Source organism: Corynebacterium guangdongense (genome assembly GCF_030408915.1).
GTDB classification, from domain to species: Bacteria; Actinomycetota; Actinomycetes; order Mycobacteriales; family Mycobacteriaceae; genus Corynebacterium; species Corynebacterium guangdongense.
Genome location: NZ_CP047654.1, coordinates 1198799 through 1213017, shown reverse-complemented (window position 1 = coordinate 1213017; position 14219 = coordinate 1198799). Strand labels below are relative to the sequence as shown.

General features: G+C 72.0%; 12 protein-coding genes. 3 read left to right on the top strand and 9 right to left on the bottom strand.

What is annotated here, in order from left to right; genetic code table 11:
• Positions 1 to 4: 4 nt before the first annotated feature.
• Genes CGUA_RS05760 through CGUA_RS05745 form a run of 4 tightly spaced genes read right to left on the bottom strand, consistent with a single transcriptional unit; the run spans position 5 to position 3760 of the window.
• Positions 5 to 778 (bottom strand): glycosyltransferase family 2 protein, encoded by a 774-nt coding sequence (locus CGUA_RS05760; RefSeq protein ID WP_290198127.1) that lies wholly within the window; start codon positions 776 to 778, stop codon positions 5 to 7.
• On the bottom strand, positions 775 to 1719 hold the full coding sequence (locus CGUA_RS05755) for a hypothetical protein (protein WP_290198126.1): 945 nt from the start codon (positions 1717 to 1719) through the stop codon (positions 775 to 777). Before CGUA_RS05755 ends, CGUA_RS05760 begins: the two co-directional genes overlap by 4 nt.
• On the bottom strand, positions 1716 to 2783 hold the full coding sequence (locus CGUA_RS05750) for a glycosyltransferase (protein ID WP_290198125.1): 1068 nt from the start codon (positions 2781 to 2783) through the stop codon (positions 1716 to 1718). The genes CGUA_RS05755 and CGUA_RS05750 overlap by 4 nt, the downstream gene beginning before the upstream one ends.
• Positions 2780 to 3760, bottom strand: a complete 981-nt coding sequence (locus CGUA_RS05745) for a glycosyltransferase family 4 protein (RefSeq protein ID WP_290198124.1) — start codon at positions 3758 to 3760, stop codon at positions 2780 to 2782. The genes CGUA_RS05750 and CGUA_RS05745 overlap by 4 nt, the downstream gene beginning before the upstream one ends.
• Positions 3761 to 3852: 92 nt before the next feature.
• On the opposite strand from CGUA_RS05745, the gene CGUA_RS05740 reads away from it, so the two are divergent.
• Positions 3853 to 4890, top strand: coding sequence for a WcbI family polysaccharide biosynthesis putative acetyltransferase (locus CGUA_RS05740; protein ID WP_290198123.1), 1038 nt, complete (start codon positions 3853 to 3855; stop codon positions 4888 to 4890).
• Positions 4881 to 6977, top strand: a complete 2097-nt coding sequence (locus tag CGUA_RS05735; protein ID WP_290198122.1) for a glycosyltransferase — start codon at positions 4881 to 4883, stop codon at positions 6975 to 6977. The genes CGUA_RS05740 and CGUA_RS05735 overlap by 10 nt, the downstream gene beginning before the upstream one ends.
• Positions 6978 to 6983: 6 nt before the next feature.
• Here CGUA_RS05735 and CGUA_RS05730 read toward each other — a convergent pair whose 3' ends face one another.
• The 4 genes from CGUA_RS05730 to gatC all read right to left on the bottom strand — a co-directional run bounded on the left by CGUA_RS05730 (position 6984) and on the right by gatC (position 12065).
• On the bottom strand, positions 6984 to 8723 hold the full coding sequence (locus CGUA_RS05730; RefSeq protein ID WP_290198121.1) for an ABC transporter transmembrane domain-containing protein: 1740 nt from the start codon (positions 8721 to 8723) through the stop codon (positions 6984 to 6986).
• A 67-nt stretch (positions 8724 to 8790) separates the two neighbouring features.
• Entirely contained in the window at positions 8791 to 9951 is a 1161-nt protein-coding gene (locus tag CGUA_RS05725) for a P-loop NTPase family protein (RefSeq protein WP_290198120.1), read from the bottom strand.
• Positions 9952 to 10272: 321 nt separating this feature from the next.
• Positions 10273 to 11763, bottom strand: coding sequence for an Asp-tRNA(Asn)/Glu-tRNA(Gln) amidotransferase subunit GatA (gatA, locus tag CGUA_RS05720; protein WP_290198119.1), 1491 nt, complete (start codon positions 11761 to 11763; stop codon positions 10273 to 10275).
• Positions 11763 to 12065 carry an Asp-tRNA(Asn)/Glu-tRNA(Gln) amidotransferase subunit GatC gene (gene gatC, locus CGUA_RS05715; RefSeq protein WP_290198118.1) on the bottom strand — a complete coding sequence of 101 codons (303 nt, stop codon included), beginning with the start codon at positions 12063 to 12065 and terminating at the stop codon, positions 11763 to 11765. Before gatC ends, gatA begins: the two co-directional genes overlap by 1 nt.
• A gap of 263 nt (positions 12066 to 12328) precedes the next feature.
• On the opposite strand from gatC, the gene CGUA_RS05710 reads away from it, so the two are divergent.
• On the top strand, positions 12329 to 12991 hold the full coding sequence (locus CGUA_RS05710) for an ACT domain-containing protein (protein ID WP_290198117.1): 663 nt from the start codon (positions 12329 to 12331) through the stop codon (positions 12989 to 12991).
• Here the strand turns inward: CGUA_RS05710 and CGUA_RS05705 are convergent.
• Positions 12988 to 14154, bottom strand: a complete 1167-nt coding sequence (locus tag CGUA_RS05705) for an alpha/beta hydrolase (RefSeq protein WP_290198116.1) — start codon at positions 14152 to 14154, stop codon at positions 12988 to 12990. The two genes, CGUA_RS05710 and CGUA_RS05705, sit on opposite strands and share 4 nt — an antisense overlap.
• Positions 14155 to 14219 lie beyond the last annotated feature (65 nt).

Below are 14219 nucleotides of genomic sequence, written 5' to 3'. Positions count from 1 at the left end.
CAGTCTAGGGTGCGGGGGCCGACGCGCGGCGCCACCTGCCGTCCTGGAAGCGGACGAGGCCGAGTTCCTCGAACTCGCGCAACCAGCCGAGCATCGGCCACGAGCCCCACCTGGCGTGAAAGCGTGTGGCGTTGGCGAGGATGTCGTCGAGATGCTCCACCGGCGGAGAGGAGACCCGGTGCCACTGGTGGTAGGCGTGTGCGCCGCCGACCCAGAACATCCGTCGGCCGGCCCGGCGCTGGAGCCAGGCGAAGTCGGTGTCCTCCCCGCCGTAGCCCTCATAGGATTCGTCGAAGCGGGGGCCACCGCGCCAGGTGCGGGCGTGCACCGCGAAGGACAGCGACCAGAAGAGGTTGAACTGCCCGGCGTCGGCCTCCTGCAGGACCCCCGGCCGGGGGTTCGGCCGGGCGGGGTGCGGGTCGGTAAGGGCGGTGAGGCCGCCCAGGGGATCCGCCGGCTCCAGTGCCCCCTGGCGCAGATACGTCACTGGGCCGCAGTGAATCGCCTCAGGTTCCCGCTCGAGAGCGGAGCGGTAGGCGGGGACCAGGGTGGGACCCGGGATGCAGTCCGCGTCCAGGAAGATGAGCAGATCCGCGCCGTCCCCGACGGCGGCGTCGGCGGCGGCGTTGCGGGCGCGGGCCAGGTTGCGTTCCGTCCCCAGGTCTGCGCGGTAATGGGTGACGCCGGGCGCCCATCGCCGCAGCGCGGCGATCTGGTTGCGCACGTGGGGCAGCCGGGAATCGTCCGAGAGCGTGACGACGGCGGTGGTCGGCGTCATCGGGCCACCTCCTCGATGATCCGGGCGGCCCGCCCGGCCGCTCCCTCGGTCTGCCAGCGTTCCCAGTTCCCGGCGCGCTGACGCGCCAGCTCGGCCAGCGGCGCCCAATCCCCGGGCTCGGGGAAGGCCTGGGGACAGACGGCGAGCCCGGCGTCGGCCAGCACGCGGGCGGTGGCCGTCTGCTCACCGAAGGGACGCCGCTGCGCCAGGACGATGGCGGGGGCCCGGGCGGCGGCGAGGTCCGCGACGGAGTTCTGGCCGGCCGCGGCGACGACGCAGCCGGCCGCCTGCAGGTGCGGCATCGGATCCTCGACCCGGTTCGCCCCGCCGAGGACGGTGGCGGGCGGGAAGGCGGCCCGGTCCCAGTCGTCGCCCCCGGCGCCGCGGAGGACGAGCAGGTCACGGCCCCGGCGGATTCCGGGGCGCGGGCGCAGACGGGTGATTCCGCCGACGCAGTGCAGGCGGTCGGCGTGCGCCTGCAGGTGGCCGGGGACGGGGACCCAGTCCGGCCAGGCCGCGATGATCGCCGCGGCTTGGGCGTAGCCGAGCTGGTGGGCGGGGTCGGGGCGCTCCCCCGGCATCGCGAGGGTGACGACCGGGACGCCCATGAGCCGGACGAAGGCGGCCACCTCGACGGAGACGTCGACGAAGAAGGCGCGCGGCCGGTGCGCCGCGATCCAGTCGGCGATGACGGCCAGGCGGGTGCTCAGTCCGGTCACGTGCAGCGGGGCGTAGTGGAGGGTGCCGCCGGCGGTGGGATCGGCCTCCGAACCCGGGCGCCCGGGCGTGTCCAGGGGCAGTCTCACGTCTGCCCCGGCGCGGGAGGAGAAGATGGTCGCCGCGCCGGGGTCGGCGAGACGCTCGCGGATGGCGCGCACGCGGTGCAGATGTCCACTGCCCGCGTGGTGGGCGTAGATGCCGATGACGGGTCCAGAGGTCACGGGGCGACCTCCCGCAGCGGTTGCCGGGCGGTGTGCGACTCCGCGATGCGCCGGTAGAGATCGAGGTAGTCGTCGAGAAAGCGGCGCAGGCTGAAGTGCTCGCGGGCGTAGTCGGCGACCTCCCGTCGGGGGATGGAGGCGGCCAACCGCAGCCCGGTGGCCAGGTCGTGGACGTCTCCGGGGCGGACCATGACGCTCGGGGCCGGGGCGAGCACCTCGGCGAGCCCGCCCCGGGCGAAGGCGGCGACCGGGGTGCCGGTGGCCATTGCCTCGATGGCCACCAGCCCGAAGGGTTCCTCCCACATGGGTGTCACGGCGACCACCGAGGCACGCCCGACCAGCGCCGCGAGTTCACTGTGGCGCATGGGGGCGCGCCACGTGACGTCCGGGCCCGATCGCGGGGCCAGCTCGGTCTCCCAATAGAGCGGGTCGGCCCGGCGCCCGACGACGGTCAGGGGCAGACCCGCCTGCCGGGCCGCGTCGATGGCCAGGTGCGGTGCCTTTTCGGGGGTCAGTCGTCCGAACCACAACGCTCCCCGACCGCCGGCGCCGTAGGTCCAGATCTCCTCGTCGACGCAGTTGGGGATGATGACGGGGTCCCCGGGGAAGGTCCAGGTGCTCGTCACCGCGCGGCTGACGGCGGTGACGACGCTGGTGGTGTCGGCCATCGCCGCGGCCATGTCGGGGATGACCGGGCAGTGCAGCGTGGTGACCAGCGGGAGCGTCGTGGAGCGCAGCAGCTCGGGGTGCAGGCTGTTGTTGTGGACGACGTCGTAGTCACCGGCTTCCAGGTGGTCCCGGAGGGCCCGGAACGCCGCGTCGTCGAGTTCCCGCTGCCCCGGCGGCAACGTGTGGTCGGTGGGGGGCAGTTGGGTGCCCGACCAGTCCACCCCGGGAAATTCCAGGTCCCGGCGGTGCCCTTCGGAGCCGCGGGCGGCGTAGAGGTCCACGGTGTGGCCCCGGGCGCGCAGACCGCGGACGAGCAACCCGCAGAACGCCTCCAGTCCCCCGGCGTAGGGTTCGCGGATGGGGAACCGGGCGGGCGCCACGACAGCGATCTTCATCGGGGTAGTCCCCTTCCTGCGGCCAGGCCGCGGTAGATCTCATGATGGCGGGCCCGGATGGCCGCGGCGTCGACGGGTGGGACCGGCGCGGGGCCGTCACGCAGGAGTTCTTCGACGGCGCGCGCCGCGTCCGGGCCGTCGCCGGTGCGGTAGACGGCCACCCCCTCACCGGCGCCCGCCTGCGAGGCGTAGCAGCCGCAGTCCGGGACCGCCACGGAGGTCCCCAGGTCGCGGCACATCCGCAGCCATCCGGAGTGGGTGCCCCGGGCGTACGGCAGGACGACGACCCGGTGCCGGGCGACCGCGTCGAAAAGCTCGGCGTCGGCCATCGGCGGATGCCGGTGGGTGACCAGGCCCGCCAGGTCGGGGGCGTCCACTCCCTCGTGGAGGTAGGTCTCCGCGGCCAGTGCGCGGTAGAACCCCGGATCGGTGACGACGTTGGCGCGCAACGACTTCAGGAAGACCCCGGCGGTGCCGCTGCGTCCCGACCAGTCGGGCCTCTGCCCCGGCCGCGCGGCCGGATGGGTGCCGGGCAGGGCGATCGGTGGGTGGGCCAGCACCTCCGCCGGGCGCCCGTACCGGGAGCGGATCTCCGCGGCGGCCGCCGGGGACAGGGTGATGACGTGGTCTGCCCGCGTGACGAGCAGGGCCAGCTGGCGGTGAAACTCCGCCTGATTCGCCAGGTGGGGATTGTCGAGGTCGTGAACGGTGAGGACCAGTCGCACTCCCCGCTCGTCCAGCGCCCGCAGCAGGTCAGCGGTACGCTGCGCACCGAGATGCTCGAACCCGAAGTGGATGTGGAGCACGTCGACGTCGTGGCGGGCGTGAAACTCCGGCTCCAACGCGGGGTGTGGCCACCACCGCCCGGGCTCGCCCGGGTCGACGACCGGATCGGGGAGAATCCGCACGCCGGCCGGCGTGGGCATCGTCACCGACCGGGTGTAGGGGTGCCCGGCCGGCACCGGCTGTACGCTCACGTCCACTGCCGGGCCGCCTCCCTGATCGAAAGAGTTTTCAAACCTTCTCCACTGTCCGTGTTTACCTGACTATCAGCGTAGAATTATAACCGATGATTTATGACAGTGTTTCCGAATCGAGCGCATCCTCGTCCCCCACGCCGGCTGAGCAGGCCCGACGGGTTCATTACGGCGAATTCTACGGACTCCGGCCACTGCCGGAAGGCTCCCCGGACCGGCCGCGCATGCTCGTCGTGGGCAATTGCCAGGCGGAGGCGACCCGCCAGCTGGTGACCTCGACCGGAACTGCCGTGTCCTTCCGGATCCCGCCCGTGCACGAATGGACGCGCGAGGACGCCGAACGCGTCCACGCCCTGCTGCCCGAGACCGACGCGCTGGTCATGCAGCCGGTGCGGGACAACTACCGGGGCCTGGCCTGCGGCACCGCGCAGCTCGCCGACCTGCTGCCCGCCCACGGGCGGGTGGTCACCTTCCCGGTGCTGCGTTACGACGGGCTCATGCCCTACCAGGCCATCGTCCGCTCACCGAGCGATCCCTCCCTGAACCCGCCCCTCGTCCCCTATCACGACCTGCGGATCCTGGCCACGGCCGCCACCGGGGGCACGTCGGCGGACGTCCCCGATCCCGCCCCCGGGGCGGACGCGCTGCGCCGGCTCGCGGCCATGTCGGTGGCGCAGCTGCGCCGGCGGGAGGAGGCCCACGGCACGGTGCGGGTGTCCGGGCACCTGGCCACCGCCCCGGTGTGGCACACCATCAACCACCCCGACAACGCCACCCTCGGCGTCCTGGCCGAGGCCATCGCCCGGGCCCTCCATGACGCCCTCGGCACCCCCGCCCCCGGTGCGGTCCAGCTCCCGGCGGACCGGGAGATGCTCGGCGCCGTGCAGGCCCCCGTCGACCCGGCCGCCGCGGCCGCCCTGGGCGTGCGTGTCCAGGGCCGCGACGGATGGCGCCCCGGGGCGGAAGAACTGACCGAGGCCCACCTGGAGTTCTACCGCCGACACCCGGACGTCGTGGCGGCGGGCCTGACTCGGCACGCCGAGCGGCTCGCCCTGCTCGGACTGACCGCGCAGGGTGCCCCGCACGATCCCGCATCCCACCGTCCCGAGGAGCAGAGCGCATGCGACTGACCCACGTCATCGTCGGCCCCGCCGAACACGGGGTGACCGAGTACGCCCTGGCCCTGCACCGCGCCACCGGCGGGGACCACGTGCGCGAGCTCTCCGCCCTGAAACCCGGCGCCTCCGGCCCCGTGCATGTGACCTTCACCGACCACCTCTTCGGCCCGAGCCCCGACCACGCCGTCGACGCGGTCCTGGCGGCCGTGGGCGATCGCCCGTTCAGCGTCTCCCTGCACGACATTCCCCAGCCGGAGGAGGGCCGGGAACGCTTCGCCCGGCGCGCCCCGGCCTACCGCCGGCTCGCGGAGGCGGCCGACGTGGTGGTGTGCAACTCCCGCCACGAGGCGTCCTTCTTCCACGGCCGGCTCCCGGACGGCCGGCTCAGGGTCATCCATCTGCCGCTGCCCAACGCCCCGCGGATCCCGGTCCAGCCCGAGCCCGGCAGCGTCGGCATTCTCGGCTTCATCTACCCCGGCAAGGGCCACCGGACCGTGCTCGAGGCCGCCGATGGCCTGCGCGTCCGGGCCCTCGGCGGATTCTCCGCCGGTCACGAGGACATGGACCTGCCCGGCATGGAGATCACCGGCTACCTCAGCGATGAGGAACTGTGGCGGCAGATGGCGCGGATTGCCGTGCCCGTCTGCGCGCACCGGCACTTCTCCGCCTCCGGGTCACTGATGCGGTGGCTGGCGGCGGGGCGCCGGGTCCTGGTCGCCGACAGCGCCTACACCCGGGAGATCGCCGACCTGTGGCCGGGGCAGATCGTGCCCGTGACCGACTGGCCCGCGGCGCTGGCTGCGGCCGCCGCCGATCCGGGCTTTTCGACGCCCGTCACCGACGCCTCGCGCCGCCGCTGGGGCTGGGCGGAGGTGGCCAGGGCGTGGCAGGACGCGTGGGTGACCTGCTTCGCCGAGGATTTCCGCGGCAACCGCCTGCCCCCGCAGGCACCGGCGGCGACCCCGCCGATCAGCGTGGTCATCCCCTACTACGAGAATCAGGCCGGTCTCGACGAGGTGCTGGCCGGACTCTCGGCCGCCGCGTACCCGGGCCCGCTGGAGGTGATCGTCGCCGACGACGGCTCCGCTGCCCCGCCCCGGACGGACACGGATCTGGACGTGACCGTCGTGCACCAGGATGACCTGGGCTTCCGGGCGGCCGCGGCCCGCAACCTCGGGGCCGCCGCGGCCCGCCACGAGGTGCTCGTGTTCCTCGACGGCGACACGGTCCCGGCCCCCGGCTACCTGCGGGCCGCCGCCCGCTGGGTCGCCGCCGACGAGCGCGCCCTGGTCGTCGGCGCGCGCCGGCAGGACGGCGGGGAGCCGGGATGGCTTGCCGACGCCTGGCGCGACACCCGGCAGCTGCGACACCTCGACGACGCCTCCTGGCGCTTCGTCATCTCCTCCGTCCTGACCTGTTCGGCCACCCTCTTCCACGAGGTCGGCGGTTTCGACGCGAGCATGGTCGGCTACGGCGGGGAGGACTGGGAGTTCGGGTGGCGGTGCTACAACGCCGGCGCCCGGTTCCGCCATGACCCGGAGGCCGTCGCCACCCACCGGGAACCCGACTGGGGTGCCCGCCACGACGCGGGCCAGGGGCTGTCCCTGGATGGGGTCACGCAGAAGAACCGGGAATCGGTCGCCCTCGCCCACCGCGTCACGCACCCGCTGGCGCGCCCCCGCGGCGTCGTCTTCGCCGAGGCCGACATCCTGCTCCGGATTCCCGGCGAGCTGTCGGAGGGCCTTAACCCGGGCGTTCTCGAGGAGCTCGTCAGCGCCTGGCTGGCGGCCGGGGACGTCCATGTCTCGATCGGGCAGGCCCCGGCGCTGGCCGCCGCCGACCCCCGGGTCGGTCCGGATGCCCGCGGCCGGGTGGAGGTGCGGCTGACCGCCGCGGTGGTCCCGGTCTCCTCCCCCGCGGACCTGGTCGCACGGGTGGAGGCGCTCGGCGGGCGCGCGCGGGTCCGGGGCGACGGGCAGGCGCTGGCTGAGGTGACCGCCCCGCGTCACGACCCGGCCGAGGAACCGGCCGTTGTCCACGTCGACTGGCCGCTCCTGTCCGACCCGGTGCGTCTGGAGAGACGCTTCGCCGGCTGGTAGCCGTTCCTAGCCCTCGTCGTCGCCCGGCCCAGCGGCGGCGGGCGGTGTGTCGTCGTCGCCCCTCTCCTCCGGGTCGACCTCGACGCCGTCGACGTTCCAGACGGAGTATTCCCCGACCAGATCCCCCGGCGCAGCGGAGGAGAACACGACGACCCCCTCGTAGTCGGCGAGCAGCCGACGGACCCGGGCCACGGCGGCGTCGTCAAGTAGGTTGTCCACGCCCTCGAGCACCAGCAGCGGCGGGTGGCCGAGCATCGCGCGGGCGATCTTGAGCAGGGTGACGTTGCGGATGGACCACGGCTGCCCGTCATTTTTGAGTTTGAGGTTCCAGCCCCGCAGATCGGCCTGGACCAGATCCCACAGCCCGACGCGCACGAGCTTGTCCTCGACCTCCGCGTCCGTGGCGGCCGGGGCGCGGAAGGACACCAGCCGTCGGATGCTGCCGCGCTCCAGCGGGATGTGTTCGCTGGCCATGCCCACCAGCATCCGCCGGATCTTGCCGGGGGCGACGCCGTAGTCGTGGCCGTCGATGCTGAGCACCCCCTCCTCGCCGAAGCCGCTGAGCATGCCCATCACCACGCGCAGGTGATGCGGGTCGGTGGCCACCATCCGGACGCGCTCGCCGGGGCGGGCCGTAAGATCCGGGACGTGTCGGTCGTTGGCGATGAGCCCGCTCACCCGCACGCCGCGGGGTCGATCCGGATCCAGCTCCAGCCCGTCGTACTCGTCGCGCCACTGCCGGAGGCGGTCGCGCTCCTGGGCCCGGAGCTGGTCCGCCTGGCCCAGCACGGGCGCCAGGATGAGGGTGGCCGCCCGGTAGTTCTGCCGGTACTCGACCACGCGCCCGAGGTCACCGACCGGGGTGGCCAGCACGCCGAGCAGCGTCATGACGGACGCGACCTCCGCGGAGGTGATGGTGCCGAGCATGGACAGCACCACCACCCCGACCGTGGACAGGGACGCCGCGGTGGCCGTCAGGGAACGGGTCAAACCGGTGATCCAGGCGCGGTCCACGGCGGCGGTGACGACCCGGCTGGACTCCCGGTCGACGGCGCGTACCTCGCGTTGCACCGCTCCCGCGACCCGGACGGACTCGCCGGCCAGGACGGTGTCGGCTATCCGGGCGGACATGCGCCCGCGACGCCTGCGCAGTCTGCGGGCGCGCTCCAGCGTGAGCCGGGACAGCGAGGGAAGCAGCGAGCCGATGAGCACCAGCGGCGCCGCCACGGCCACGCCGATGTGCCACTCGTAGACGAACAGCGCGGCCAGCAGCACCGCGATCAGCGGAACGCCCGTCACCAGCGGGACGATGCCGAGGGCGACCCAGTTGCGCAGGGCGCTGAGGTCGTTGGAGGCGCGGGTGACGGTCACGCCGAGGGACTGGGAGTAGTCCGCGTCGCCGATGGCGGCGGTGACCAGGCGTCGACGCTGCTCGGAGACGTAGTGCTGCCCCAGGTCCTCGGCCAGCACCCGCTCCATCCAGCGGGCGAGTCCGATGCCGAGGACGGAACCGAGCAGCGCGGCGAGATCCCAGGGGTCCGAGGAGACCTCAGGACTGAGGATCGAGGCGACGGTCAGCGCCATGATGACGGCGAGCAGCGCCTGCAGGACGCCGAGGACAGCCAGAAACACCAGCAGGCGCCGGCGTCGGCCCGCCCAGACGGCCGGCATGGCCGCCACCGTGCGCTCCTCGGCGGCGTCGATGTTCGGGCCGGTGCCGTCCGGCCCTGATGTCGGTGAAGTCATGGGTGCAACCTGGACGATTCCTCTGTCTCTGGGGCGCTGGTCGGCCATCCGGGGCCGTGCCGCCAGGTTACTGGCGGACCAGCAGCCCGGAGGCGATCTCGTGGTCGGTGAGGTCGAAGGTGCCGATCACCGGGACGGAGAAGGGGGCCAGCACGGCGTCGGCTTCCCGGGCCGCCAGCGGCGAGGAGGTCATGACGCCGGAGGCGCAGGCGACCCGGAGTCCGGCGTCGAGAAGCTCGCCGACGCCGGCGCGGGCGCCCAGCGCGTCGACCGCGGCGAAGAGGACCTGGTCGACCGAGTCCTGGAAGACGCCGTCGCGCAGGAGTCGGGCGGTTTCCTCCTGGTAGATGCCGTCGGCGATCTCGACGAGGACGAGGTCGTTGCCGGCGCCGAGGACGTCGATCATGTTGACCGTCAGCGAGCGCAGGGAGTCGAAGTCCTGGCGGAAGGTGGTGCCGTAGCCGAAGTCGGTGAAATCGATGACCTGGTGGGCGCCTGCGTCGTGGTAGTGCATGCGGTCGTTGCCGGCGCCGGTGCCCGTGATCTTGCCGGCCCCCACGCGGTAGCCGGCCTTCGTCAGGCCGTTGACGAGGCAGCTCATGACGGTGGACTTGCCCGAGTTCATGGAGGTGCCCAGCACGGCGATGACCTCGGGTCGCCCGGCCGGAGCGCCGTAGACCGGGGTGTTGGCGAAGGGGGCCGTGTCCACGACGTTGACGACCTCACCGTTGCGGGTCAGCAGGCCGAGCGGCTCGATCTGGGTCGGGCCGACGATCTTGGAGTGGCACTCGGTGACCACACCGGCGATGCCGCCGGCGGCGACGAGGTGGCAGTGGTCCAGGTTGCCCGGTACGTGGGCGAGGAACTGGTCGGCGGCGTAGCGGTGGCCGTAGGCCAGGGCGACGATCGCGTCGGTGTAGAGGATTGCCTTGCGGGAGGTCTCGGTCTCAATGCGCTTGTGGTTGACGATCTCGCTGACCCGGGCGATGACCAGGTCACCGGCCTGCGGGGTGACGTCGGCGCCGGCGACCAGGGCGTAGGCGTCGCGGTCGGCGGCGACCTGCTCCGAGACGAAGCGGGTGGTGTAGGAGAACTGGACACGCTCCGGCAGGGGCAGGGAACGGCGCTCGCCCAGCGCGGCGGCGGCGGGGGCGACGATGCCGGAGACGTCGGCGGGGACGCCGGAGCTGAAGGTGACGGCGGTGGCGGAGGCGAACGTGGAGGTCATGGGAGGAACCCTTTCGGTAGAGACGGTGAAGCCGGCGGGCGGCGGGGGTCGCCTGCTCGTCTGGCGATGGTTCCCATTGTTGAGCGGGGGTGTGAAATCTCCGTGAAAACGCGATTAATAATCTTTAATGCTTGTCCCACGCGGGAGTCACCTCCGCCCCATCACACAGAAAAACCCTCCTCACCTGCCAGGATGCGACTCGTAGATCGCCGCCTGAAGGTGGGAGGGTCGTGCAGTCTTTCAGAGGGTAGCGCACCCCGTCCGTCATGTCCTGACGAACGGGGTGAACTCACCGGCCCTATGGCTCACGCGTGGCGTGTTCTACTTCCGGCCGGCCTCGAAGGCCGCGCCGACCCGGTAGAGACGGTCGTCCTGGAACGCCGGGGCCATGATCTGGAGGCCGACCGGCATGTCGTCCTCGGCGGCGAAGCCGTTCGGGACGGACATGCCGCACAGGCCGGCCAGGTTCAGCGGCAGGGTGCACAGGTCGAAGTTGTACATCTCGACCGGGTCCTTGGAGAAGGCGCCGAACTTGAAGGCGGTGGTCGGTGTCACCGGGGAGACCAGGACGTCGGCGACCTCGTAGGCCTTGGCGAAGTCACGGGCGACCAGGTTTCGCACCCGCTGCGCCTGCAGGTAGTAGGCGTCGTAGTAGCCGACGGACAGGGCGTAGGTGCCCAGGATGATGCGGCGCTTGACCTCGGGGCCGAAGCCGGCGGCGCGCGAGAGGCTCATGACCTCGTCTGCGGAGCGGGTGCCGTCATCGCCGACGCGCAGGCCATAGCGCATGCCGTCGAAACGGGCGATGTTGGAGGAGAACTCACTGGGCATGATCAGGTAGTAGGCCGCCAGCGCCTCGGAGAAGGACGGGCAGTCGACCTCGACGATCTCGGCGCCCTGGGACGTCAGCTGCTCCACGCCCGCCTGGAAACGGTCGAGCACGCCCTGCTGCCAGCCCGCGCCGCCGGACAGCTGCTTGATCACGCCGACCTTGACGCCGGTCAGGTCGCCGCCGGCGCCCTCCTTCGCCGCTGCCACCACGTCCGGGACCGGCTTGTCGACGCTGGTCGCGTCGAACTTGTCGGGCCCGGCGATGACCTGGTGCAGCAGCGCGGTGTCGAGCACCGTGCGCGCGCTCGGGCCACCCTGGTCCAGGGAGGAGGCGGCGGCGATCATCCCGTAGCGGGAGACGGTGCCGTAGGTCGGCTTGACGCCGACGGTGTTGGTCAGGGCCGCCGGCTGACGGATCGAGCCGCCGGTGTCGGTGCCGATGCCCAGCGGGGCCTGGCCCGAGGCGACGGCCGCGGAGGTACCGCCGCCGGAACCGCCGGCGGTGCGCTCCAGGTCGTAGGGGTTGTGGGACGGGCCGTAGGCGGAGTTCTCCGTCGAGGAGCCCATGGCGAACTCGTCGAGGTTGGTCTTGCCCAGGATCGGGATGCCGGCCTCGCGCAGGCGGACGGTGACGGTGGCGTCGTAGGGGCTCATCCAGCCCTCGAGCATCTTCGACGCCGCGGTGGTCGGCGCGTCCGTGGTGACGAACAGATCCTTGAGCGCGATCGGGACGCCGGCCAGCGCGGACGCCGGCTTTTCCCCCGCGTCGAGGGAGGCGTCGACGGCGTCCGCCGCCGCCAGCGCCTCCTCCGCACCGACGTGCAGGAAGGCGTTGAGCTCCCCGTCGGTCTCGGCGATGCGGTCGAGGAAGGCCTGCGTGACCTCACGGGAGGTGAGCTCGCGGGAGTGGATCTTCTCTGCCAGCTCAGCCGCGGTCAGGGACAGCAGGCCCTCGCCCGGCACGGTGTAGACGGTGCTCATTAGTTGGAGTCCTCCCCCAGAATCTGCGGAACCTTGAAACGGCCCTCGGCGGAGTCCGGGGCCTGATCGAGCGCCTGCTCCTGGGTGAGGGTGCGCACGACGACGTCCTCGCGCATGGGCGCCAGGATGGAATGCGGGTGGCTCATGGGCTCAACGCCCGCGGTGTCGACCTTCTGGACGGCCGAGACGGTGTCGATCATGTCGTCGATCTGGGGTGCCAGAGCGTCGAGTTCCTCGTCGCTCAGCGCCAGCCGGGACAGCTTGGCCAGGTGTGCCACCTGGTCACGCGAAATTTCAGCCACGTGAAACAATCCTTTGCGCAGTTGGTCGGGTAGTCAAGCAGCAATGCTACTGCACCGCCGTGGCGGGGAATCCGCTTACCCCTACCCCGACGGTGACGTATTGTGTTGCGCGCCATAATATTGGGCCTATATCGAGATAGCGCACAGAATTTTTCCCGGACGCCCGGCGCCCGCACTCTCACGACGGCGCATCCCGGCCTTATAGTCAGCACCGATTTTCCCCACCGACCCCTTTCTCCCAGACGGAGCGTGATCCACTTCCGATGTCTTTTCTCATCCGTGTCGCCCTGCCCGACACCCCCGGCAGCCTCGGCCGCCTCGCGGAGGCGTTCGGCAGGGTCGGAGCCAACATCCAGTCCGTCGACATCGTCGAGGTCACCCCGGGTCGCGTCGTGGTCGACGACATCGTCGTGAGCCTGTCCCCGGGAGTGATGGCGGACGTGGTCATCACCGCGGCCAACTCCGTCGAGGGCGCCGACGTCGATTCCATCCGCCCCTTCTCCGGCCGGGTCGACCGACGGGGCCAGATCGAGATGCTGGCCCAGGTCGCCCGTCACGCGCACAACGTCCCCCAGGCGATGGCCGACCTCATGCTCGTGCTGCCGACCTCGATGACCGCCTCCTGGGCGCTGGTGCTGCGGACCGACGGCCCGATCACCCGCGTCGCCGCCTCCGCCGCCGCGCCCGAGGACGACGGCTCCACCCCCGAGCGCATCGACGTCGACAGGGCGCGCACGCTCCACCCGGAGAAGGATCTCTGGCTCCCCGAGAGCTGGACCGTCCTCGAGTCCGCCCTGGCCGCCGCCCCGCTCAAGGGCACCGACATGGTCATCGTCGTCGCCCGTGCCGGCGGGCCGGATTTCCTGGCCGGCGAGATCGACCACCTGCACAACCTGGCGACGATCGTCGGCGCGCTGCTGCGCTAGGGACTCGCTTCGAGTGCCGGGGCGATGTGCTCCCAGGCGGGTTCGATGAAGCGGTGGAAATTCCTCCAGTTGTGGAGTCCGTCCTCGACGTAGTCGACCCGCTGGTGGGCCATCCCCCGCGTCCGCATGGCGGCGTCCAGGTTCTCCGTGCACACCAGCGTCGCCTGTTCGATGACGGTGCCGGTGACGTAGTTGATCAGGTCGGCGTCGGCGTGATCGGCCGAGGACGCCTGCGTGACGCCGCGGGCGCTGGAGAGGTACACCGTCATGTCGGCCAGTCCGGTGGGGTCGGCCTCGGTGTCGTAGTGCCGCCAGCGCCAGTCGCCGGGGGGACCGTAGAGGTTGTCGAAATCGTTCTTCCTGGTCTCGACGGTGAGGTAATTCGAGATCGCAGCGAGCGACTCCGTCGTCGAGTAGCAGCCGGAGATGCCGAAGACCGCGTCGAAGAGGTCCGGGTTCCGGTTCGCGATGGCCAGCGCCCCCGTCGCCCCCATCGAAATGCCGCCGATGCCCCGCTTCCCGTTGAAGTCGAGGCCGTGGGCGGGGTCCTCGAGCAGCGGCGGCAGCTCCTCGGTCAGGAAGGTCTCCCACTGGTGCCGGCCCCCGACCTCGTCGTCGGCGTACCAGTCCGCCCACATCGACGCCCTCGCCTCGGTGGGCATGACGAGCGTGACGCTATCGTCGCGGAGCTTGGTGTCGACGTGGCCGAGCATGATCCAGTCGGAGGGGTGCGTGGCCTCCACCCCGTCGAGGAGGTAGAGCATCGGCGCCGCGCCCGCGCCCTCCGGCGCGGGCCGGACCTGCACCTGGACGACGCGTTTCATCGCCGGCGAGGCCACCGACCACTTCTGGACGTTGATGCCGACGTCCGGCTCGATGGCCAGGACCTCGGGCACGACGATGCCCTCGTCGGTCGGCAGCGGGTATTTGCCGCTGCCGGGCATGACCCAGGCGCCGGGGACGGAGGAGCGGGCGGAACCGACGGCGTCCACCGCCGAGGCCGCCGAGCCGACCGCACTGCCGGTCGAGGAGGCCGACGTCTGCGAGGACAGCGCCACGGCGTCGTGCAGCGGGGAGGAACTCTGCGCGGCGGCGGGGAACGCGTTGGCCAGGACCGCCAGGGCGGCGGCCGTCGCGGCGAGGCGGCGTGGGGTCGGTGACAAGGGTGCGGGCCTTCCCGGGGAGGATTGACGGAAACGATGGGCAGCGCCAGGATACCCGGGGCGGT

Excerpts from the sequence above, each read along its gene's own strand:
- CGUA_RS05760 (WP_290198127.1), bottom strand. The coding sequence starts at position 778 with ATGACGCCGACCACCGCCGTCGTCACGCTCTCGGACGATTCCCGGCTG.
- CGUA_RS05750 (WP_290198125.1), bottom strand. The coding sequence starts at position 2,783 with ATGAAGATCGCTGTCGTGGCGCCCGCCCGGTTCCCCATCCGCGAACCC.
- CGUA_RS05740 (WP_290198123.1), top strand. The coding sequence starts at position 3,853 with ATGATTTATGACAGTGTTTCCGAATCGAGCGCATCCTCGTCCCCCACG.
- CGUA_RS05735 (WP_290198122.1), top strand. The coding sequence starts at position 4,881 with ATGCGACTGACCCACGTCATCGTCGGCCCCGCCGAACACGGGGTGACC.
- CGUA_RS05730 (WP_290198121.1), bottom strand. The coding sequence starts at position 8,723 with ATGACTTCACCGACATCAGGGCCGGACGGCACCGGCCCGAACATCGAC.
- CGUA_RS05725 (WP_290198120.1), bottom strand. The coding sequence starts at position 9,951 with ATGACCTCCACGTTCGCCTCCGCCACCGCCGTCACCTTCAGCTCCGGC.
- gatA (WP_290198119.1), bottom strand. The coding sequence starts at position 11,763 with ATGAGCACCGTCTACACCGTGCCGGGCGAGGGCCTGCTGTCCCTGACC.
- CGUA_RS05710 (WP_290198117.1), top strand. The coding sequence starts at position 12,329 with ATGTCTTTTCTCATCCGTGTCGCCCTGCCCGACACCCCCGGCAGCCTC.